Raw genomic sequence first — 22,603 nt, forward strand, 5'->3', positions numbered from 1 at the left:
TGACTAATGAGATATTTCAAGCGCATTGAAAAAGCGTTTTCGCCTTGATAACACAGTGGGGCCGCAACAACGAATTTAACGGTTATTCCCACAAAGAATCATTTTTTTAGCGATTTCAATGAATTTGTGTTTTAATGATTCCATCAATCAATTTTTCAGGAATCGATCATGCGTCTCAACCTGCCCGTCACTCAACAAGAGCGCGAGATCGATGCCCATGCCTCGATCGTCTCCAAGACCGATATCAAAGGCCGCATCACCTACGTCAACCCGACCTTCATCCACATCAGCGGCTTCACGGAAGAAGAGCTGATCGGTGCGCCGCAGAACATCGTGCGCCATCCCGACATGCCGGAGCTGGCCTTCGCCGACCTGTGGAGCACGCTCAAGGCCGGCCTGCCCTGGACCGGACTGGTCAAGAACCGCTGCAAGAATGGCGACTTCTACTGGGTCAAGGCCAACGTCACGCCGATCTGGGAACGCGGCAAATGCACCGGCTACATGTCGGTACGCACCAAGCCCACGCGCGCCGAGATCACCGCCGCCGAGCAGGCCTACAAGGAACTCAAGAAGGAAAGCGCCCGCATCGCGGTGCATCGCGGAGAAGTGGTGCCGACCGGCCTGCGCGGCAAGTTGCGCCAGGTATCGCAGGTATCGCTGAAGACACGGCTGGATCTGGGCCTGGGCACTGCGGCCGCCGGCATCTGTGCGCTGGCCTTCCTCAACGGGCAGTGTGCCGAACACGCCAGCAGCCTGCCGACCCTGGCCGCTACCGGCGTCGCCCTGGGCAGCCTGGCGCTCCTGCGCATGACCCTGGCTACGCGCATCTTCAACCCCTTGCGGCGTGCCGTGGCGCAGGCGCGCCGGGTCGCGGGCGGCGATCTGTCGGCCGCCGACCTGCAGGCGCGCCGCGATGAAATGGGTTCCCTGCTGCAGGCCATGGAGCAGATGCGGGTCAATCTGGTGGCATCGGTAGGCGACGTGCGCCGCAGCGGCATGCACATTGCCCAGGCCACCGGCGAGATCGCACGCGGCAACATGGACCTTTCCTCGCGTACCGAATCACAAGCGAGCAGCCTCGAAGAAACCGCTGCCAGCATGGAAGAGCTGGCCTCCACCGTGACCCGGAACAGCGAGAACGCCCGTCAGGCCAACCGCCTGGTGGAAGAAGCGCTGGCCACCACGCGCGATGGCGAAGCCTCCATCCACCACATCAACGACACCATGGATGCCATCCACAAGAGCGCCGAGCAGATCAAGCAGATCACCGGACTGATCGACGGTATCGCCTTCCAGACCAATATCCTGGCCTTGAATGCCGCCGTGGAAGCAGCGCGCGCCGGCGAACAGGGACGCGGCTTTGCAGTGGTCGCCGGTGAAGTCCGCAACCTGGCACAACGCTCGGCCCAGGCCACCAAGGAAATCAAACAGCTCATCGACGAATCCTCGCAGCGGGTTGGTGCCGGCGTGAAGCTGGCCGGTGACATGCGCGACACCATGGGCGGCATCATGCGCTCGGTCACGCAGGCCGCCACCGCCGTGGCCGAGATCACCGCCGCCTCGGGCGAACAGCAGACCGGTATCCACCAGGTCAACGAAGCCGTGGTCATGATGGATGAAGTGACCCAGCGCAATGCAGCGCTGGTGGAAGAAGCAGCGGCCGCCGCCGGCAGCCTGGAGGAGTCGACGCAGCAAATGATCCAGGCCATCAGCGTGTTCAACCTGGACGGCATGGCAGCTACGGCCGTGGCCTTGCCCACGCAGGAAAACAAGCGCGTGGCCCTGCCCCGCGCTGCCTGATATGGAGGGCGCGGCTCCAGCCCCTGATCCGGAGCCATCGCTGAGGAGGCGAACATGGGACACAGCGAAGCATTGATGGCCAACGAGTGCGCCAGCCAACGCACCCATGCCGATGACGCGCCCGACACCCGGGCGCTGGTCAAGGCCAATGCACGGTATCGCCACATCATCGGCAACACCCCCGCCATCATCTACAGCAGCGTGCCCTCGGGCGATTTCCAGCTCACCTTCGTGAGCGAAAACGCCTCCCGCGTGCTGGGCTACGAGCCTTGGGAAATGCTGGACGACCCGAACTTCTGGTTCAACCACATCCACCCCGACGACACGGCAGCGATCTTCTCCAGCCTGGCCATGCTGTTCGTGGAGGACCAGAAGATCTACGAATACCGTTTCCGCACCCACGACGGCAGCTACCTGTGGATGCACGACACCCTGCGCCTGATCCGCGATGCCGAGGGCACGCCGCTGGAAGTCATCGGCCTGATGACCGACATCACCGGCCGCAAGCAGATGGAAGACACCCTGCAGCGCCAGGCCGAGGAACAGCGCGCCCTGATCGAACAGCTGAAGATGGCCCAGGCCCAGCTGATGCAGTCCGAGAAGCTGGCCTCCATCGGCCAGCTGGCCGCCGGGGTGGCGCACGAGATCAACAATCCGATCGGCTTCGTCAACGCCAACCTCAACACCCTGGGCAACTATGTGGCCACGCTGCTGGAAGGCATCAAACTGTACCAGTGCGTCACCAACGGCAGCCTGCCCTCCAGCGTGGCGCAGTCGGAGGTGCAGGCCTTCGAGGAGCGCGCCGACCTGCAATTCCTCAGCGAAGACGTGACCGAGCTGCTGGCCGAATCCAACGAAGGCCTGCAACGCGTCAAGAACATCGTGCAGTCGCTGAAGGATTTCTCGCGCACCGGCGAGAGCAACTGGCAGATGGCCGACCTGCATCGCGGCCTGGACAGCACGCTCAACATCGCCAACAACGAACTGAAGTACAAGGTCACCATCATCAAGCAATACGGCGAGCTGCCCATGATCAAGTGCCTGGCCTCGGAACTGAACCAGGTCTTCATGAACCTGCTGGTCAATGCCGCCCAGGCCATCCAGGAGCGCGGCAGCGTGACCATCCGCACCGAACGCTGCGGCCAACGCGTCGCCGTCTCCATCAGCGATACCGGGCACGGCATCGCGCCGGAACACATCAACCGCATCTTCGAACCTTTCTTCACCACCAAGCCGGTCGGCAGCGGGACCGGGCTTGGACTGTCGCTGTCCTACGGCATCATCAAGAAGCATGGCGGCGATATTCATGTCAGCAGTGCACCGGGCAAAGGCACCACCTTCCGGATCGAATTGCCCATCGATCCCGCCAGCGCCCCGCCGCCGTGCAAGGCATCGGGCGAACCAGGAGAAGCATCATGACCGCCATCCACAGCCAGGAACTCCAGACCCTGCAACAAGCCGACCCGTTCGCCCTGCCGCCGCCCTGCGTGCTGCTGGTCGATGATGAACAGAGCATCCTGTCGGCCTTGAAACGCACCTTCCGGCCGCAGGGCTATCGCCTGCTGACCGCCACCAGCGCCGAGGCCGGGCTCGATATCCTGGCCAGCGCCGAAGTCGACCTGGTCATTTCCGACATGCGCATGCCCGGTATGAACGGCGCCCAGTTCCTGGCCCAGGTCAAGCAGCAATGGCCGGCCACCATGCGCATCCTGCTGACCGGGTATTCCGAGATCGGCAGCACCATCTCGGCCATCAACGATGGCGGCATCCACCATTACCTCTCCAAACCCTGGGAAGACCGCGAGCTGCTCATGATCGTGACCCATGCGCTGGAGGAACAGCAGCTGCGCAAGCAGAAGATGTCGCTGGAACGCAAGGTGCGCGAACAGAACCTGCAACTGGCCGATTTCAATCGCCAACTGGAACGTCAGGTGCAGGCGCGTACGGAAGAATTGCGCCAGACCGTGCTGTTCCTGGAGAACGCCCAGGAAGAGGAACAGAAGGCCTTCCTCTCCATGCTGCACGTGTTCTCCGACATCAGTGAACTGCGCGCCGGCCTGGCCAACGGCCAGTCCGCCCGCATCGCACGCTGGTGCGAACAGCTGGGGCTGCGCATGGGGATGACCGCCCATCACGCCAAGGAGATGATGATGGCCGGCATGCTGCACGGCATCGGCAAGCTGGACCTGTCCGATGAACTTGTGAAGAAGCCCATCGAAAAGATGAGCAGCGATGAATTGCAGCGGTTCCTGTGGCATCCGGTCAAGGGCCAGATGCTGCTGACACCCATCCCGACCCTGGCCGAGACCGGCGAGATCATCCGCCACCAGCACGAGCGCCATGACGGCCGGGGCGTGCCGGAAAGCCTGTCAGGCGACGCCATCCCGCTGGGCTCGCGCATCCTGGCCGTGGTGCGCGACTTCGAAGGTCTGTGCAATGGCGGCATCACCAGCCACAACGTGAGTCCCGAGAAAGCGCTGTCCATGCTGCGCACGCATGCCGGCCATCGCTATGACCCGGTGGTGGTCAACACCTTCATCGCCATGATGGAAGAGCAGCGCATGGCGCTGGAACAGCAGACCCGCCTGCTGTCCCCGGCCGAGCTGCGGGTCGGCATGAAGCTGGCCGAGGACCTGCGCACCAAGTCCGGCGTGCTGCTGCTGAACAAGGAACACGTACTGGACGAAGCCATCCTGGCACGCTTGCGGCGCTTCGAGCAGATCGATGAGATGCCGCTGAAGGCGAGGATCGTGTTGCACTGATGCAACCGGTGCTTGTCGGTCCGCAAAAGGCTTGAGGGGAAACCTGTCAGCCGGCAGGCGGACCCGGGAATTTCCCGATTGCCCGGCCGCCTCAGGGCTGGTGCAATCAGCATGACCGGGCGCGTTGCGCCCGTTCGCGTTGGGGGACGCGATGCTGTTCCACTATAAAAAATGACACCATGACAAGAATCACCCGAAATACCTGCCTGTTCCTGCTGATCGCCTTCAGCCTCTTGCTGGCCGGCGTGGCCGGCCTGTCGCACCTGAACCAGAAGGAGGTACGCGACAGCCTGGCGCTGGACAGCCGCTGGATCCGCGACGACATCGAATCCCTGCTGCGCCGTTACGAACACGGCCTGCGTGGTACCCGGGGGGCCATCCTGGCCATCGGTGCGGACGACCTGAGCCGCGAAAAACTGTTGCGCTACATGGACAGCCGCGATCTGGCTCAGGAATTTCCCTGGGCCGGCGGATTCGGCTTCATCCGCCACGTTCCGCTCGCGGCGCTGCCCGCCTACGAGAAGAAGATGCGCGAAGACCGCCTGCTGTTTTCCGGCATCACCCAGCTCGCCGACAACCCCGGCGACCGCTACGTAATCGAATACATCGAGCCCCTCGCCCCCAACCGGCCGGCCCTGGGCCTGGACATCGCCTCGTCGCCGGAACGCCGCTCGGCCGCCGATCACGCCATGCTGACCGGCCGCGCGGAACTGACCACACCGATCAGGCTGGTGCAGAAGGAAGGCCGGACGGCCAATGCCTATCTGTTCCTGCTGCCCATCTATGCCGGCTCGGTCACGCCGCCGACCATGGAGCAGCGTCAGGAAAGAATCCTCGGCTGGGCTTACGCGCCGCTGTCGGTGCATGACATCCTCTCCGAACTGAGCCGGCGTTGGAACATGCATGCGCTGGAGATTCTGGTGGAGGACGTCGCCAGCAATACCGCAGCCGTCGAGCTGTTCCGCAGCAGCGGCTTTGACCAGATCGAGGGTGCCGTCAGTCTGGAAACGGCCGTACCTCTCTATGGCCGGGCCTGGAAACTGAGCATCCGGGCCGCTCCCGAATACGCGCAGGCCCACCAGTTCATCAGTGATCGTGCCACGCTGCTTTCCTGCATCACGCTGGCCATGCTGATCCTGGCCAGCGCGCTGGCCTATCAGGTTTTCTCCACCCGTGAACGCAAGCTGCAGGAAGCCCGTGCCCTGCTGGCTGCCGTGGTGGACAGCTCGCCCGACGCCATCGTCACCACCGATGCCCGGGGACTGATCACTTCATGGAACCGGGGGGCCAGCGACACCCTGGGCCTGCCCGAAGGACGTGCACTGGGCACGGCCCTCTCCACGCACGCAGCGCTGCGCGAGCTGGACCAGCAGGGCAGTACACGCTCCACTTCCCCAGGCTTCAGTCCCGGCACCAGCCAGCAGGAGGAGCCCCACGTGATCAGCTTGCAGGGCGAGTCGATACGCTACGCCTCGGCCCTGATGTTCCCGCTGCGCGATGGTGCAGGCCGGCAGATCGGGAAGGCCTTCATGCTGCGCGACATCACCCGCGAGAAGCGCATCGAGCGCCAGCTGCACCGCATCAACGAGGAACTGGAGCTGACCGTGCAGCAGCGCACCCATGCGCTGCACCAGGCCAAAACCATGCTGCAGACCGTGCTCAACGTCATGCCCTCGCTGGTCGGCTACTGGGACAAGCATCTCATCAACCGCTTCGCCAATGCGTCCTACGAGCGTGTCTTCGGGCGTGAGCATGGGGAAATCACCGGCATGTACATGCTGGATCTGGTCGGCACGGAACTGTATGAAAGCGCCCTGCCCCATATTGACGCGGTGCTGGCCGGAGAGAAGCAAACCTTCGAGCGCACCTTCACCGATGCCGTCAACGGCTACAAGCACGTCCTCACCACCTACATCCCCGACGTCAACGAACAAGGTGAAGTCAACGGCTTCTATGTCGTGGCGCACGACGTCACCGAGATCACCCACAACCGCAACCAGCTCAGCGAGGCACTGGCCCAGAACCAGTCGCTGCTGGACCAGGTGCAGCAGTCCAACGCCCTGCTCAACAACGTGCTCAGTTCGGCCACCGGCGTAGCCATCATCGCCACGGCACCGGACGGCGTGATCACGCTGTTCAATCGCGGGGCCGAACGCATGCTGGGCTATCGCGCCGAGGACGTGATCGGGCAGATGAAGGAGGAAGCCTTCTCGGGCCGCCTCAACCATCCCGCCATCCGCGCCCAGGCGACACTGGACGAGAAGGCCGTCAGCGACCTGCGCTACCGCCGCAAGGATGGCGTGACGCTGCCGGTCACGCGTCAGCAGACCTCCATGCTGGATCACCGCCAGCGCCACATCGGCGACCTCTACATCGCCATGGACATGAGCCTGCAGCGCCAGCAGGAAGCCGAACTGGCGGCCGCCCGCGACCAGCTGATGCTGGCCGCCGAAGTGGCCAAGCTGGGCGTGTGGGTCTGGGACCGTACCGGGGACACCTTTGAGTTCAACCGCCAGATCGCCGAGATCTACGGCATCGGCGATGGCCGCAGCGGGCAGGTGACCACCTATGAGGGCTGGCGCAGGCGCGTGCATCCCGACGATGTCGGCTATGTCGAATCGGCCCTGCAGGCGGCGCTGGCCGGTACCGGAGAATTCGAGCCGGTGTTTCGCGTGGTGCGCGCCGACGGCAGCATCCGCTTCGTGCAGGCACGTGCCCACGTCGACCGCAACGGCATGGGCGCGCCGGTGCGCGTGATCGGCATCAACCTGGACATCACCCAGCGCATCGAATTCGAAAACAACCTGGTCGAGGCGCGTCTGAAGGCCGAACAGGCCAACTCCGCCAAGAGCCTGTTCCTGGCCAGCGTCAGCCACGAGATCCGCACCCCCATGAATGGCGTACTGGGGATGATCCAGCTGCTGCAGAGAACGCAACCGCAACCGGCCCAGCGCGACTACCTGAACAAGGCCGAGATCTCGGCCAAGTCCCTGCTCAACCTGCTCAATGACCTGCTGGATTTCTCCAAGATGGATGCCCGGCAGGTGCAATTGGATATGCAGGCGTTCTCGCTGGAGCATTTCCGCCACGACCTGACCGCGATCCTGGCCGGCAACCCGCCGCAGGAGGGCGTCAGCCTGCACATCGAGCTGGATGGCGACCTGCCGCAGCGCGTGGTAGGCGATGTCTATCGACTGCAGCAAGTGCTGGTGAACCTGATCAGCAATGCGCTCAAGTTCACGCATCTGGGCCGCATTGACGTGGAGCTGCGGCGGCTGGCGGCGGACAGCACCCGGCAAGTGATGCTGCGGGTGGAAGTCAGCGACACCGGCATCGGCATTGCCCCGGAACGGCTGCAGGACATCTTCGATGCCTTCACCCAAGCCGAAGCCTCCACCACCCGCCGCTATGGCGGCACCGGGCTGGGGCTGGCCATCAGCCGCCATCTGGTGCAGCTCATGGGCGGCCAGTTGCAGGTGAGCAGCGAACCGGGACGCGGCAGCCGCTTCTGGTTCGACCTTCCCATGGAAATCGAGGACGCCACGCCGCTGTCGCAGGCGCGTGCAGCGGACGAGCCTGCCGAGGCCGAGCATGCGCCCGCCGGCGAGGCCGCGCGCGAACTGGAAGGCGTGCATATCCTGCTGGTGGAAGACAATGCCGTCAATCGCCAGGTCGCCACCGGCCTGCTGTCCCTGTATGGCGCGCACATCAGCTGCGCCGAGAATGGCAGCACGGGCGTGGCCATGGCCTGCGATCCGGAGCGCCACTACGACCTGATCCTGATGGATCTGCAGATGCCCGGCATCGACGGTATCGAAGCCACCCGGCGCATCCGCCGCCAGCAGGATCTGCGCCACATCCCGATCCTGGCCATGACCGCCAATGCCTCGCCGGAAGACCGCCGCCGCTGCATCGATGCCGGCATGGCGGGACACATCGCCAAGCCCATCGACGTAAGTACGCTGGTGCCGACACTGCTGGCGCATCTCCAGCATGAGCGCAGCATCGCTGCGCAAGAGACGCTGCCCGCCGAGGCCACGCGCGTGGACATACAGCCCGCCGACCGCCAGCAGGTCGACGTCTACGCTGACCTGATGCGCCGCTACCGTCAGGCCAGCGACGTCTATCGCACCACGCTGGATGCCGCCGGGCCGGAACTGGAACGCCTCTTCGCGGACTACGACGCGGCGCTGGCGCAGGCTTCGCAGGGCGGCATCGAGCAGGCCGCCCATGCGCTCAAGGGCTTGTGCGCCACCATCGGGGCCAGCGGCCTGGCGGCGTATTTCGCCGGGAGCGAGCGCGTGTGCCGCGCTGGCGAAGGAGTGCCGTCCGATCGTCTTTTCCCGGCCTGGCGCGAAGAACTGGTCGCGGTGCGGCGCGATGCGGGTGTGGTCTTGCAGCAACTGGCGATGCAGGCGCTGCAGGGTGTTTCCGGCTCACCGGGGCCGGCTGCGCCGCAGGCCGGCGCGGAGCCGGCGACGGCGACAGCGACAGCAGAGGCTTCCGATTTTCCTGATAGGCAGGCGCTGCGGGCCTTGCTATTGTCGAGCAACCTCGAAGCGCTGGACCTGGCCGAAGCCATCGGCAAGCGCCATGGGCTGATGCAGCAGACGCGCTACCAGCAGTTGTGGGAACTGATCGAGAAACTCGACTTCCCGGCGGCATTGGCCCATCTCGATGACCATTTCGGAGAACCTCGTTGAAACGCATCCTGGAAGAACTCTCATCCCTGCGCGGCAGCCGTCCGCGCGTACTGCTGTGCGATGACCAGCCCATCAACATCCGTCTCGCCAATGCCCTGCTCAAGGGTGACTACGAGATCTTCATGGCCACCAGCGGCCTGCAGGCCATCGAGCTGTGCGAGAAGGTGGTGCCGGACCTGATCCTGATGGATGTGAACATGCCCGGCCTGAACGGCTACGAGACCTGCGAACGGCTCAAGCAGAACACCGCCACGCTGGGCATTCCGGTGATCTTCCTGACCGGCTTGCAGAGCGAGGAAGACGAGGTCAAGGGCTTCGATGCGGGCGGCGTGGATTTCATCAGCAAACCGATCAACGGCACGGTGCTCAAGGCGCGCGTGCTGACGCACCTGACGCTGAAACTGCAATCCGATTTCTACCGCAACATCGCCGTCACCGATTCGCTCACCGGCCTGTTCAACCGCCGCAAGTTCGACAGCGAGCTGGCCGAGAAATGGGAGCTGTGCAAGCGCTCCGGCCAGGCCATGTCGCTGCTGATGATCGATATCGACTACTTCAAGAAGTACAACGACCACTACGGCCACCAGGCCGGCGACCACTGCCTGGCCGAAGTGGCGCACGCCATCCGCAGCAACTTCCACCGCAGCTATGATTGCGTGGCGCGCTACGGCGGCGAGGAATTTGCCTGCATCCTGCCCATGGCAGGCCGCGAGCAGGCCTTGAAACTGGCACGCGACGTCTGCGACGCCGTGGCCCGCCTGCACCTGCCGCATGCCCGCTCCGAAGCCAGCGAATTCGTCACGCTCAGCATCGGCGTGGCCTCGGTCGATGTACCCGGTCACAGCAGCACGCCGGCCGCGCTGATTGCCCTGGCCGACCAGAACCTGTACCAGGCCAAAGCGCACGGCCGGGCGCAGGTGTATTGCGCCCCCCCCGTCGAGGACGCAGCCTTGCAGTCCTCAGCGTCCTGATCCCCGCTGCAGCACCGTCCGAACAACGCAGCCGGCAATGAGCCGGCTGTTGGCGTTGGCGCTGGAGTTGGCGGTGCGCATCAAGCCGCATGCCAGGAGGACGAGGGCCGTCTTCCTGATGGCGATCAGGCCGGCATTTCGGCCGCTTGCCCTCATCGGCCACTGCGCCGCAACACGATATCGAAAAATAACGAGGAAATTTCCGAATAAATTTGAACTTACCGGCCTGAATTTCAAGCTTCGTCGACTATTTTCGACATCCCGGTAAAACTGCGTTTTTCTTCCCGCATGTCCTTGTCAACTGCAACAGTTTCCCCGGCAAGGGAGCGGTGAAGCCCATTGAACCCGTTCGATGCGTCCCTATCGGTCAAGGAAGAAAAACATGACAACTGCACATCTCGCTCATATCGTCGGTGGTGAAGATTCTCACGGCGGACCGCTGGTCCGGCTGCTGGAAGCCGCCGGATTCCATGTCGCCCATCACCCCTCGGCCGACCAGTTTCTGCAGCACACCACCGGTACCGCGCGTGGCGGACTGGTTCTGGAAGTCCACATGCAGAACCTCGACGCGCCACGTCTGCGCTCGCTGCTGGATGAACGTGAACTGGGCCGGCCACTGATCGTCATCACCGGCGCACCGCCGGCCTCCTCCCCGGAGGACAAGCGCTACGGCCCGCACGACCCCGGCCAGCGCCTCATGAGCGGTCCGGCCGGCGATGCCGGCACCCAGCCGATGGTGCGCCAGCAGCTGGTGGAAGCCTTCCGCGGGGCGCTGATGCCCTTCGATGAATCGGGCCCGCAGATGCAGCAGCGGCAGGAGCATCACCAGCGCCTCAAGACCCTCACCCGTCGCGAACGCGAAGTGCTGGAACGTCTGGTGAAAGGACGGCTGAACAAGCAGATCGCCGCCGAACTGGGGACCTCGGAACGGACCGTGAAGGCCCATCGCCAGCAGGTCATGCGCAAGATGAACGCGGGCTCGCTGGCCGCGCTGGTGGCGGCGATGACGCGCTACTGAGTGAAGAAAACTGACGGGGCGGCCGATACCGCCCACTTGCCCTGCCCCCGCTCCATCACGGTCACCGGAGCTCAGCCGGTGACCGATTCCTCCGACTCCACCCGATTGCGTCCACCGCGCTTGGCCTGATACAAGGCCTGGTCGGCGCGCGCGTAGGCTTCCTCGAAATCGCTGCCGGCGGCGGCCCAGGCCACACCGAAGCTGGAGGTGACCGGCCGCGCCGGCAGGCACTGGAAGCGGTCACCGGCAATCGCCTGGCGAATCCGTCCGGCCAGGATCACGGCCTGCTCCAGCGCCACGCCGGACAGCAGGATGGTGAACTCCTCGCCGCCGACGCGCCCGATGACGCCATTGCCTGCCAGCGTGGTGCGCAGGCGCGCTACCAGCTCGCGGATCACCGCATCACCGGCCGGGTGGCCGAATTCATCGTTGATGCGCTTGAAGAAATCGATGTCCAGCACGATCAGGGACATCGGAGATTGCTGCAGGATCTGGTGCGCCTGCTCGAACACAGCGCCGCGATTGAGCGCACCCGTGAGATTGTCATGGCGCGCCTTGTAATCGAGCTCATCGCTCAGTTGCTTCAGGCGCGCATTGAGCAGGTTCAGTTCGCGCTCGGTGCGGTCGCTGCGCGAAATCAGGCGGCGGCTCTGTCGCATCAGCTGGCCATAGTGCTGTACCAGTTCTTCCAGCGCTGCGCGATGGCTGGCCGGCTCGCTGGCAGGATCGGCCAGCACCGCATTGGCGCGGTGCAGGGCTTCGGCTTCGGCCGCGAAAAGGTCGCCGCCGTCCATCAGCTCTGGACCGCGTGATCGTGGAAGACCAGCGCGGCGAAATCTTCCTGCAGCTCCTGGCCGAATTCGAAGATGGTGTCGTCTTCCTCGTCGTGGTACCAGTTGAGGACCACTTCGGTGCCGCTCTCGGCCTTCTCGTTCAGGGCATCGAAGAGCGAGAACAGCATCTTGGTGCTGGAGCTGTTGAAGTAGGCCAGCGCCACGTTGACGGTGATGGTGCTGCCCTGCTCATCGTCGGCCAGGAAGCGGCGCAAGGTGGTAATGATCTCGCCCCAGAACTGGGCGGCATTCTCGGGATAGGATTCGCCCTTCAGCGAAAGCGTGCGCTGGTCGAAGCGGAAGTCCACTTCGGGAGAGCTGGCGCTGGCGGCGATGAATAAATTGTCCATGGTGTCGTGTGTCAGAGGCAGCGGGCCCTCAGATGGTGGCCCGGAGATAGAAGGTCTGCGCGCCATCGGCGGCGGGCTGGGAGAATTCGAAGTCCAGCGGTGCACTGGCATCGCGCGCCACCGTCAGGAAACCCAGGCCCGCACCCTTGCTGTCGGCCGGTGTTTCGGCGCGCAGCATTTCCTTGTAGGCCGCCTTGATTTCTTCATTGGTCAGCGAGCGCAGGTGTTCCAGCTTCTCGCGCAGCTTGTCGGCCATCTCGGCATCGACCGGATTGGCGCAATGCAGGAAGTAGCGGCCATCGGTCTGGGTGATGTAGACCGCCCCATGGCGCATTGGCGGCTCTGTGACTTTTCCTTCCTTCTCATGCAGATCTGCCGAGTAGTGCACGATGTTCTGCGCCATCTCGATGAAGGAAGAGAACAATTTGCGCCGGGTCTGCGCCAGCGCGCCGGTATGCTCGGCGCGCAGCTTCACGGCCTCGGCCATGGCGGCGATGATGGTCTGGGAAAAATAGCCGACGTAGTAGAAGACGATGTCGCGCCGTGCGACATAGCTGTGGAACTCCGCCCACTCCTGCTGGATACCGTTCATGCGTGTGTTCCGTGTTGAGAATCTGGTTGAGAGCCTGGCTGCGCGGCATCCAGGCGGACGCCGAAGAAGCAGATGTCGTCACGCCGCCGCTGCGTGCCCTGGTAATGCCCGTGGATGTCCATCACCACGCGGCCCAGTGCCGGCATGGCCAGGCTGCCGTGTTCCAGCAGGGTACGGCGCAGGCGCTGCTTGCCGAAGGCGATGTGCTTGGGGCCACCGATCTGGTCGATCACGCCATCGGTGCAGACGAAGATCATGGACCCCGGCGCCAGGTGCTGGCTGTGGTTGTCCCACTGCATGTCGTCGGGCGTATCGACGTAGCCCAAGCCGACGCGCTTGCCTTCGATGGTCAGCACCTCGGTGCCATCGGCCACCAGCAGGAACAGCGGCATCTTGGCGCTGCTGCTGGTGAGGGTGCGGGTGGCGCTGTCGAACCAGAAGAAGCAGGCATCCATGCCGTCGTCCGATTCGGAGGGCTTGCCGGACTGGCCGTGCTGTCCCAGCACGCGCTTCATGCTGCGGTTCACTTCACGCATGAGACGTGCCGGATCGTGCGGGCCGTGCAGTTCCAGCGCCTGCTTCAGTGACGAGGAAGCAATCAGGGTCAGGAAGGCGCCCGGCACGCCATGGCCGGTGCAGTCCGCGACCGCAGCAAACCAGCCGCCGGGATGCGGTTCGAAATGATAGAAGTCGCCGCCGACCACATCGCGCGGTTCCCACACCAGGCAGGCATCGGCCAGCGCCTCGGTCATGGCCGCGCGCGAGGCGCTCAGCATGGCGCGCTGGATCACGCTGGCGTAGTCGATGCTTTGCATGACCTGGCGATTCTTCTCTTCCTGCATCGCCACCAGTTCGCGCATCAGGGCCAGGCCCGCACCGAGCCCGGCCAACTGGCCCTGGTCGACGATGATGAAACCATCGGCCAGGGTCTTGTCGCCCGAGGCCACGGCCAGCGCACCCAGAGTTTCGATGGGGGTATCGGCTTCGACGATGAGGGGGTCCTTGTCCATGAACGCGATGCAGCTCTTGCGCTCGTAGAGCTCGCGGTGATACGGCTTGGACATCTGGGACATGAAGATGTGGCGGCTGATGAGCCCGATGGGCCGCTGCCGCTCCACCACGGGCAGGCTCACCAGCTCCTTGTGCTGGCCGAAGATCTCCAGGACGGTAGCGTTGTTCTCATCGAACTGCACCACCGGCACCTGGACCGCCAGCGCTCCCGCTGTCGGTTGGAACAACTTGCTCCCTGTCGCCGGAGTCAGACTGAAATGACTTTCCACCGTGCTCGCCCGCGTCGTGATTTTTGGATAGACCGCGGATCATATTTCATTCCTGTGACAACAATGTGACGCTGTTAAGCGACAAGTTATCTTGCAAACGAGACGGACAGTCTCATCGCATCGCATCGCGATCCGCGTTCACGGCTTGCACTGCAAATGGCGAGTGACCGTTTCCCACTGCGCGTGCCAACCAGCGAGATCGGCGCAACGCCAATGCAGCAGCGACTGGATGCTCGACTGCAGATGTGCCAGCGGATCGGCCAGAATCGGCTCGTGATGAGCGATACGGTTGCGGAACCTGCGCAAGCGCTCCAGTTCCGCGTGAATCACCTGCCGGGCTTGTGCGGGCCGAACCGGATGCGGAAAATTGGGAAAGCAATGCAGGATCTGACTGTCCCAGATACGTCCTTGATAGCGCACGGTGAACAGATGGCACCAGAAAGCGAACCTGAGCTCGGCGATGACCTTGCCTGTGGCACCGCTCTGCATTTTTCCCCGCGCACGCATCAACTCGGACTGGGGCTGAAAATGCGGTCCTTTGGGATTGGGCAGGCTGCGCTCGAAATTGCGATTCCATGGCCAGTCCTTCCCATAGGTACTGCAAAGGGCGCTGTCCACGGCATTTCTGACAGTGACCTCGCACACATGCAATGACGCAAAGAAGGCCGCAGACATCAAGGCATGCCAGCTGTACTTGTCGATGGGATGGGTATTGGCGGAGAAACCCGCCGCGCCCTGGAAAGTCGCCAGTCGGGTGGCTGAAAGCGCGCCGATGATGTTGTCGATTTGCGATGCCGTCAAGGTATTGCCCATGTTCCATCTTCCTATCCATTGCCACGTGTGCTACCATTTTTCGGTGAGCTTGTGGACACGCGGGCGTCAGCCTCCCCCACAGGACAGATGATATGGAACACGGCCCACTTCGGTGGGCCGTTTTTCATTTCAAGCTTGAACGATCAAATTTCTTCCAGACGACACGCGTTCTTCAGATCACGAAGAACCCATGCGTCCCATCCCTCCCCAATTGTTCCACCAAGCCGAATTCCCAATCGAGATAAGCCTGCATGGCGCTGGCCGCATTGTCGGTCCCTTCATAGGGACGGCGATAGCGGTCGATGCGCGGCGATAGCAGATGGGTCTCGCCTTTCTCCAGCGGCAGGCCGGCCTGTGACCAGGCCGCGTTGCCGCCCTCCAGCAGGAACACCGGCTGGCTCACCAGCGCCTGCAGGTCCGGCACCGCAAACTGCGCCAGCAAGGCGCTGCCGCACGTGATCACGAAGCGCGTGGCCGAGGGGAAGCGGCGCGCTGCCGCCGCCATCTCCGAGCGCAACACGAACCAGGCCCCCGGAACATGTCCGGCCACATAGCGCGCGCTCAGGGCCACATCCAGCACCACCGTACCGTCATTGGCCTGCAGCCAGCGCTGCAACTGCTGCGCGCTGATGCGCTGCTCGGGCCGCAGTGCCGCCACCGGCAGCTCGCGCGGGGCGTCGCCGCTGACCGTGAAATCGGCCGCCGTCACGCCGTCGACCACAAACACTTCCCACGCCATCTGTGCCAGCCATGAGGCAGTCATGTCAGCGCGCACGCCATCGTCATCCACCAGCACGATGCGGGCACCGCGCACGGGGGCATTCATCTCGGTTTCCTGCACCAGCTGCCCGCCAGGCGCGGAGAGGAAGCCCGGCAGATGTCCGGATCGGTATTGCTCGGGCGTCCGTACATCGAAACGGTAGACGGTGCGGTCCGGCTGCGCCAGTTCACCCAGGCGTGCCAGTGCAATGCGCTTGACGCCCGCACGATCAGCCACGCTGCGCGCCTGCCGACGCGCCTGTTCGCGCTGGCTGGCCTCGACCGTTTCCGGGAAGCGGCGTGCCTGTCCGTGTTCCAGCGTCTGCCCCGCCAGCGTCCAGCCGATGGTGCCATTGCGCAATGCATGGACCGGATTGGGCAGGCCTGCATTGACCAGCGACTGCGTACCGATGATGCTGCGCGTGCGGCCTGCACAGTTGACGATCACGCGCGTCCTGGGATCGGGCGCAATGGCGGGCAGGCGCAGCACCAGCTCGGCACCGGGCACGCTGATGGAACCGGGGATGTTCATGTTCTGGTATTCGTCGAAGCGGCGCGCATCGACCACCACCACGTCTTGACCGCTGTCGAGCAGGGCCTTGACCTCTTCGGCCGCCAGCGACGGTGTATGACGCTTCGATTCGACCAGTTCGCCAAAGGCCTTGCTGGGCACGTTGACGTCCTGGAACAGCTCGCCCCCGGCCTCGCGCCAGCCCCGCACGCCGCCGGCCAGCACGCTCACGCGCGTGTAGCCGAGCGCACGCAGGCGCAGCGCGGCGCGGACCGCCAGGCCTTCGCCATCATCGAGCGTGACGATGCGGACATCGCGGCGCGGCAGCCGGGCAAAGGCATTCAACTCCAGATGCGAGAACGGAAAATTGGCGGCAAACAGCGGATGGGATTGCGCATGCGGCGCTTCCTCGCGCACGTCGAGCAGGGCGATTTCCTCGCGCGCCAGCAAGGCGGCGCGGACTTCAGCATAGGAACTCACGGGCAGGGAAGCAGTAGCGTGTTCTTGACTCATGGTGTGGCAGCGTCGGTGGACTGGTCCCAGATATTGGGCAAGGTGGAATTGGAATAACCGGAGATGAACGGCACCCGCCGTCCATCGGGATGGTAGACGGAACGCCGCACGGCACCGATGTTGGCACCATAGACGTGGATGCTGATCGAGACCTGGTCGGCAAAGGCATTGCTGACCTGATGCACATCGTGCAGCGGTGGCAGATCCGGCGACACTGCCTCGACCTGCCCGGCCTGCAACAGCGCGCGTTCCCCCACGGGCTGCAGCTGCTGCTCCTGCCAGGCGAAGGACTGCGCATGCTCGGCCCCGCGCAGCACGCCGATCAAACCCCAGACCGTGTGGTCATGTATGGGTGTGCGCTGGCCCGGTCCCCATACAAAGCTCACCACCGAGAAACGCTGCGCCGAATCGGCATGCAGCAGGAACTGCTGGTAGCGCTCGGGATGCGGCTGGGCATAGGCATCCGGCAGCCAGTCATCGTGGGCCACCAGGTTGCGCAGCAAGGCAGCGCCGCCATGCAGGATGGCGGCCTGGTCAGCACGCGCATCGAGCAGCCCGGCAAACCCGGTCACGAACTCGCGCAAGCGCCAGAGCTGCCGGGTGGATGAATCGGGTGTGGACATGTCTCCCTCTCTGTGGACAACGGATGGCTGCGGTCCGCAGCAACCGGTCTGCGCCGGTTCAGACCCAGACTATAAATCATTTGCGCCATGCGCTTGCGACCCGGCCTGCACGGCGTCGCCAGCGCAGGCAGGCGGCGTTTCAGGCGATGACGTTTTCTGCACCATGGCCGCCGGCCTTGGCCTCGGCGGCCTCGGTCTGGCGATGGCGCACTTCGGCGCGGATCTGCTGCGGGTTCCTCAACAGATTGAGGATGGGGCAAGTCGCCTCCACGGCTTCAAACAGGGCTTGCACTTCCTCCTTTGACGCGGGCGAGTCGAGATGCACCACATAGCCGATGTCATGCGGCCAGACCGGAATGTCTTCATGGCCGGGACGGCCGCCGCGCGGGTCGATGCGGCCGCTGACTTCCACCTCCAGCGAATCGATGGGGACCTGCCGGTGCGCTGCCTGGATCAGGAAGATGTGGGTGACGCACGAACCCAGCACGCCCAGTTGCAGCTCCGGCGAACTCGGTCCCAGGTTGTAGCCGGCGAAGTCCGGCGGGCTGTCGCTGATGACCTGGTGGTCGCGGATGCGGATGCGGCGCACGCCGCTGCGGCCCTCGGCGCTCACGCGCGCAGCCAGCTGGTTGGGGCCGGCATTGCCGGCCGCGATCAGGGCTTCACGCGCCAGCACGGCACTGCGTTTTTCACTCAGGTAATGGTTCAGGGATGTCATGGCGTCCTCCTGCAGGCAAGGGTGGATGAGGCGAAAAAAGGCAGCCAGTGTCCCGCCACGCCACGGCCGCGAGCAAGGAAGCAATCCGCATATCGATAGCCATTTCCTGTCGCATATCCATTGTCGATCTTGTTCGTTTGCGATCACGCGGCGCTATTGCATATTGGCGTTCTGACAAAGCTGGGCGTGCATTGTCCATGCCGGTCCCAGCCCCCTTCCTTCCATTTGCGGAGCCACGCCACCATGACCCAAGACATCCTGCTGCCCGACCAAGACCTCCACGCCGATCTCGCCAGCCCCAAACGCCGCAGCCTGCTGCGTGCCGGTGGCGGTGCCGCGCTGGCCGCACTGACCGGTGTGGGCGGCACGCTGGCGGCCAGCCAGGCCTGGTCGGCCGGCCCGCCACAGAAGGTCACCTTCGCCTGGAGCCAGGTCGCCTTCTGCCTCTCGCCGGTGGTGGTGGCGCAAGAAAAGGGCTTCTTCGAAAAGAACAACCTGCAGGTGGAATTGCTCAACTGGGGCGGCTCCACCGACCAGCTGCTCGAAGCCCTGGCCACCGGCAAGGCCGACGTCGGCGTGGGGCTGATCCACCGCTGGCTCAAGCCGCTGGAATCGGGCTTCGACGTCAAGGTGATCGGCTCGGCCCACGGCGGCTGCCTGCGCATGCTGGGCGTCAAGGAGGCCGGTGTCTCGGACTGGAAGCAGCTCAAGGGCAAGACCATCGGCGTGTCCGACATCAACAGCCCGGCCAAGAATTTCTTTGCCATCCACCTGGCCAAGCGCGGCGTGAATGTGGAGAAGGACGTCGAGTGGCGCGTCTATCCGGCCGACCTGCTGGACGTGGCCGTCAAGAAAGGCGAAGTGCAAGCCATCGCCGACGGCGACCCCAATCTCTACCTGATCGAAAAGCGCAATCGCGGCGTCTTCGCCGAGATCGGCAACAACGCCAAGGGCGAATACCAGGACAAGATCTGCTGCATCACCGGTGCGCGTGGCGAGTTCGTGCGCAACAACCGGCCGGCGGCCGCAGCCGTGGTGCGCGCCATCATCCAGGCCTCGGACTACGTGGCGGAAAACCCCAACGAAGCCGCCAAGCTCTACGCCAAATATTCCCCCAAGATCCCGGTGGAAGACCTGCGCGCCCTGCTCACCGACCTCACCTATCACAACCATCCGACCGGCACCGTGCTGCGCTCTGAAGTCGAATACTTCGCGCGTGATTTCCACACCGCAGGCGTGCTCAAGAAGAGCACCGATCCGGCGCGCTTCGCCAATCACGTGACGGTCGATGTACTGGCCTGATCGCCAGCCCGCCCTCTACAACGGAGCATGACATGACTACCACCACTGATCACCTGCCCGGGCAAGCTGGCGCTGCGCCGCCAGCGGCCGCTCTGCAACGCGTTGCCCGCCTGAATCTATGGCGCGGCGGCCTGCTGGCTGCCGTCACCTGGCTGGCACTGGGTACGCTGGTGCTGCAATGGCCGAACAAGGAAGTCGGATTTTCCGACTGGGCCTATACCGATGAATTCGGCGTGGCCGCACTGACGGTGGCGGCCGTGCTGGCGCTGCTGTCGGTGGGCGGCCCGTGGACGGCGCGCGTGGTGTTCCTGCTGCGTCCGGCGGCACAATGGCTGATCGCCCTGCCGCTGCTGCTGGGCGTGTGGGAAATCCTGACCGCCAAGCTGGGCGTGCTGCCCACGCCCTTCTTCGCCCCGCCGCAAGCGCTCATCGAAGTCTATGGCGAGGACTGGCCGCGCCTGGGTCTGTCCACCGCGCATTCGCTGCGGCTGCTGGCGCACGGCTTTGCCAGCGGTGCCACGGTCGGCTTCGTGGTCGGTGTATGGATAGGCTGGTCGCGCATCGCCGGTTACTGGGTGCATCCGGTGCTGCGCTTCCTGGGGCCGGTGCCGGCCTCGGCGCTGCTGCCGCTGGCCTTCTTCTTCGCGCCCTCCAGCTATGCCGCCGCGGTGTTCCTGATCGCACTGGCCAGCTTCTTCCCGATTGCCGTGCTCACGTGGTCAGGCGTGGCCGCCGTCAGCAAGAGCTACTACGACGTGGCCCGCACGCTGGGCGCGTCGGAACGCTTCCTGGTGCTGCGGGTCGCGATTCCGGCGGCACTGCCGCAGGTCTTCGTCGGACTCTTCATGGGACTGGGCGCGGCCTTCTCGGTGCTGGTCACGGCCGAGATGATGGGCGTGAAAGCCGGGCTGGGCTGGTACCTGCAATGGGCCCAGGGCTGGGCCGCCTACAGCAACATGTATGCGGCGCTGTTCGTGATGGCCATCCTGTGCTCGGGACTCATCACGCTCTTGTTCAAGGTCCGCGATCACGCCCTGTCGTGGCAGAAAGGCACCGTCAAATGGTAAGCATCACTTCTCCCGCCGCCGTTTCGTCGGCCACTACCGAGGCCGGCGTGACCGGCGCGCAGATCGATATCGAACAGGTCAGCCACTGGTTCGAGCGCAAGGGCGGGCAAGGCCCGCTGCAAGTGCTGGACGAGGTTTCGCTCAAGGTTGCGCCCGGCGAATTCGTCGCCCTGCTCGGTCCCAGCGGTTGCGGCAAGTCCACCCTGCTGCGCCTGGTGGCCGGGCTGGAACCGGCCACGGCCGGCCACATCCGGCAAGACGGCCAGCCCATCACCCGGCCTGATCCCTCGCGCATCGTGGTGTTCCAGGACCCCACGCTCTATCCCTGGCGCACCGTCTGGGACAACGTCGCCCTGGGCCTGCAGGCACGCGGCCTGCTCAAGCAGCAGCGCCATCGCGTGGACGATGCGCTCACGCTGGTGGGCCTGGAGGAGTTTGCCGATGTCTTCCCGCATCAGCTCTCCGGCGGCATGGCCCAGCGCGTGGCCTTGGCGCGGGCGCTGGTCAATGATCCGCAACTGCTGATCCTCGATGAACCGCTGGGCAAGCTGGACTCGCTCACGCGCCTGTCCATGCAGAGCGAACTGGTGGCGCTGTGGCAGCGGCGCGGTTTCTCCTCGCTGCTGGTGACGCACGATGTGGAAGAGGCGCTGTTCCTGGCGCAGCGGGTCATCATCTTCGGCCAGCGGCCGGCCGCCATCCGCGCCGAGATCCAGGTCGACCTGCCCTACCCGCGCCATCGCGGCGATCCGAAGCTGGCGCAGTTGCGCCACGAAGCCTTGCGCCACCTGGGCCTGGATGACAGCTGGTAAGCGATGTCGTGGACGAATAGCCTGCAGCTCGATTGGGAAGCCTGCATCAACCTGATCCTGCAGACCATGCAGGCATTGCAGCTAGGCCTGTTGCAGTTGCTGGGCTGGCTGCATCTGGTGCCAACCATCGATGGCCAGCCGGCCTGGCCCTTTGCACTGCGCCTGTCCGGCGAAGTGATGTTGATCGACCGCAACGTGGTGCGCGCCCTGCTCGCCGCGCTGGCCTGGCAGGGCGCAGCCTTGCTGCTGCTGGCCCTGGCCTGGCGCTGGCGGCGCGGCCGCTGGCCGCTGCTGGGCGTCGCCTTGGCGCTGGGCTGGTGCGCGCCATGGCCCGATGCCACGCTGCTCACCACGGCGGCCACGCCGACCAGTTTCCAGACCTCTCCTGCGCCTTTTTCAGCCACCAGCATCGTGCGCGGTGAGCAAGTCTATGCACGCCATTGCCTGGCCTGCCATGGCGCCGATGGACGCGGCAACACGCCCCTTGCCCTGTCGCTGCCGATCGCCCCGCCCAACCTGTCCAGTGGCTTGCTGTGGCGGCGTTTCGACGGCGACCTCTACTGGAGCCTGCGTCATGGCAAGGGCAGCATGCCCGGCTATGCCGAGCGCCTGAGCGTGACCGAGCGCTGGGACCTGATCGATTTCATGAAAGCCAATGCCGCCGGCGTGGCGGCCCGCGAGACCGGCACCTGGCCGCGTCCGGTGGCCCTGCCCGACCTGGCGCTGGATTGCCGCCGCGCCAGCGTGACGCATGCACGGCAATGGCAGGGCCAGCGCATCCGGCTGGTAGTGGCGGGGGCCAGCGCACCGGCGGAAGATCCGCGCCTGCAATCGGTGCTGCTGGGCAGCGATGCTGGTGCGCCGCGCAGCGCGGTCGGCACCATCGATTGCGCCAGCCATGACGCCAGCGCCTTGCGCGCCATCGCCATCCTCACGGGCCTGACGGTGTCGCAATTGCCCGGCACCGAACTGATCGCCGACCGCGACGGCTGGCTGCGTGCGCGCAGCAGCGACGGGGCCTGGTCGCAGAGCGACATGCTGTGCCGCTCTCCCCTGGCAGGCGCAGCGGCCAAGCCCGCGAATGCAGAAGCGGCCGGCGGCATCGACCAGCTCATCGCTGCCATGGATGCCGAACCGGTACGCTTCATCAAGGGCGGCTTCGTGCATTAGAGGTCG

Annotated in this window: 18 protein-coding genes; 10 read left to right on the top strand and 8 right to left on the bottom strand. The window is 64.6% G+C overall.

Annotated features, from left to right (window positions below; translation table 11 throughout):
* Positions 1–168: 168 nt before the first annotated feature.
* From MKD49_RS04905 to MKD49_RS04930, 6 genes are all read left to right on the top strand, one after another.
* On the top strand, positions 169–1,800 hold the full coding sequence (locus tag MKD49_RS04905) for a PAS domain-containing methyl-accepting chemotaxis protein (protein ID WP_252695617.1): 1,632 nt from the start codon (positions 169–171) through the stop codon (positions 1,798–1,800).
* A 54-nt stretch (positions 1,801–1,854) separates the two neighbouring features.
* Positions 1,855–3,219: an ATP-binding protein gene (locus tag MKD49_RS04910; protein ID WP_252695618.1), complete on the top strand. Its 1,365-nt coding sequence runs from the start codon at positions 1,855–1,857 to the stop codon at positions 3,217–3,219.
* Positions 3,216–4,562: an HD domain-containing phosphohydrolase gene (locus MKD49_RS04915; protein ID WP_252695619.1), complete on the top strand. Its 1,347-nt coding sequence runs from the start codon at positions 3,216–3,218 to the stop codon at positions 4,560–4,562. Before MKD49_RS04910 ends, MKD49_RS04915 begins: the two co-directional genes overlap by 4 nt.
* A 179-nt stretch (positions 4,563–4,741) precedes the next feature.
* A complete protein-coding gene (locus MKD49_RS04920; protein WP_252695620.1) occupies positions 4,742–9,265 on the top strand; it encodes a CHASE domain-containing protein in 4,524 nt (1,507 codons plus the stop codon).
* Entirely contained in the window at positions 9,262–10,236 is a 975-nt protein-coding gene (locus MKD49_RS04925; RefSeq protein WP_252695621.1) for a diguanylate cyclase, read from the top strand. Before MKD49_RS04920 ends, MKD49_RS04925 begins: the two co-directional genes overlap by 4 nt.
* A 382-nt stretch (positions 10,237–10,618) precedes the next feature.
* Positions 10,619–11,254: a response regulator transcription factor gene (locus MKD49_RS04930; protein ID WP_121043628.1), complete on the top strand. Its 636-nt coding sequence runs from the start codon at positions 10,619–10,621 to the stop codon at positions 11,252–11,254.
* A 71-nt stretch (positions 11,255–11,325) separates the two neighbouring features.
* Here the strand turns inward: MKD49_RS04930 and MKD49_RS04935 are convergent, their stop codons facing one another.
* The 8 genes from MKD49_RS04935 to MKD49_RS04970 form a co-directional block, all read right to left on the bottom strand.
* Positions 11,326–12,048 (bottom strand): GGDEF domain-containing protein, encoded by a 723-nt coding sequence (locus MKD49_RS04935; RefSeq protein WP_034336871.1) that lies wholly within the window; start codon positions 12,046–12,048, stop codon positions 11,326–11,328.
* Positions 12,048–12,437 carry a DUF1987 domain-containing protein gene (locus MKD49_RS04940; RefSeq protein WP_034336874.1) on the bottom strand — a complete coding sequence of 130 codons (390 nt, stop codon included), beginning with the start codon at positions 12,435–12,437 and terminating at the stop codon, positions 12,048–12,050. Before MKD49_RS04940 ends, MKD49_RS04935 begins: the two co-directional genes overlap by 1 nt.
* Positions 12,438–12,465: 28 nt before the next feature.
* On the bottom strand, positions 12,466–13,029 hold the full coding sequence (locus MKD49_RS04945; RefSeq protein WP_034336877.1) for a SiaB family protein kinase: 564 nt from the start codon (positions 13,027–13,029) through the stop codon (positions 12,466–12,468).
* On the bottom strand, positions 13,026–14,309 hold the full coding sequence (locus MKD49_RS04950) for a PP2C family protein-serine/threonine phosphatase (RefSeq protein WP_121043631.1): 1,284 nt from the start codon (positions 14,307–14,309) through the stop codon (positions 13,026–13,028). The genes MKD49_RS04945 and MKD49_RS04950 overlap by 4 nt, the downstream gene beginning before the upstream one ends.
* 138 nt (positions 14,310–14,447) lie before the next feature.
* Positions 14,448–15,122 carry a hypothetical protein gene (locus MKD49_RS04955; RefSeq protein WP_252695622.1) on the bottom strand — a complete coding sequence of 225 codons (675 nt, stop codon included), beginning with the start codon at positions 15,120–15,122 and terminating at the stop codon, positions 14,448–14,450.
* 172 nt (positions 15,123–15,294) lie between these two features.
* Positions 15,295–16,905 carry a rhodanese homology domain-containing protein gene (locus tag MKD49_RS04960; protein WP_252695623.1) on the bottom strand — a complete coding sequence of 537 codons (1,611 nt, stop codon included), beginning with the start codon at positions 16,903–16,905 and terminating at the stop codon, positions 15,295–15,297.
* The gene (locus tag MKD49_RS04965) at positions 16,902–17,528 is read right to left on the bottom strand and encodes a cysteine dioxygenase (RefSeq protein ID WP_121043640.1); all 627 of its coding nucleotides are present in this window, start codon (positions 17,526–17,528) and stop codon (positions 16,902–16,904) included. The genes MKD49_RS04960 and MKD49_RS04965 overlap by 4 nt, the downstream gene beginning before the upstream one ends.
* A gap of 139 nt (positions 17,529–17,667) precedes the next feature.
* Positions 17,668–18,246, bottom strand: coding sequence for an OsmC family protein (locus MKD49_RS04970; protein WP_121043643.1), 579 nt, complete (start codon positions 18,244–18,246; stop codon positions 17,668–17,670).
* Positions 18,247–18,489: 243 nt separating this feature from the next.
* Here MKD49_RS04970 and MKD49_RS04975 point away from each other — a divergent pair, with 243 nt between their 5' ends.
* The 4 genes from MKD49_RS04975 to MKD49_RS04990 are packed head-to-tail and all read left to right on the top strand — an operon-like array spanning position 18,490 to position 22,597.
* Entirely contained in the window at positions 18,490–19,548 is a 1,059-nt protein-coding gene (locus MKD49_RS04975) for an ABC transporter substrate-binding protein (protein ID WP_166675583.1), read from the top strand.
* A 32-nt stretch (positions 19,549–19,580) separates the two neighbouring features.
* On the top strand, positions 19,581–20,615 hold the full coding sequence (locus MKD49_RS04980) for an ABC transporter permease (RefSeq protein WP_252695624.1): 1,035 nt from the start codon (positions 19,581–19,583) through the stop codon (positions 20,613–20,615).
* Entirely contained in the window at positions 20,609–21,427 is an 819-nt protein-coding gene (locus tag MKD49_RS04985; RefSeq protein WP_252695625.1) for an ABC transporter ATP-binding protein, read from the top strand. The genes MKD49_RS04980 and MKD49_RS04985 overlap by 7 nt, the downstream gene beginning before the upstream one ends.
* A gap of 3 nt (positions 21,428–21,430) precedes the next feature.
* A complete protein-coding gene (locus tag MKD49_RS04990) occupies positions 21,431–22,597 on the top strand; it encodes a cytochrome c (protein ID WP_252695626.1) in 1,167 nt (388 codons plus the stop codon).
* Positions 22,598–22,603 lie beyond the last annotated feature (6 nt).

The sequence above is a fragment of the Herbaspirillum sp. WGmk3 genome (assembly GCF_023952535.1).
In the GTDB taxonomy this organism is placed as follows: Bacteria; Pseudomonadota; Gammaproteobacteria; order Burkholderiales; family Burkholderiaceae_D; genus Herbaspirillum; species Herbaspirillum huttiense.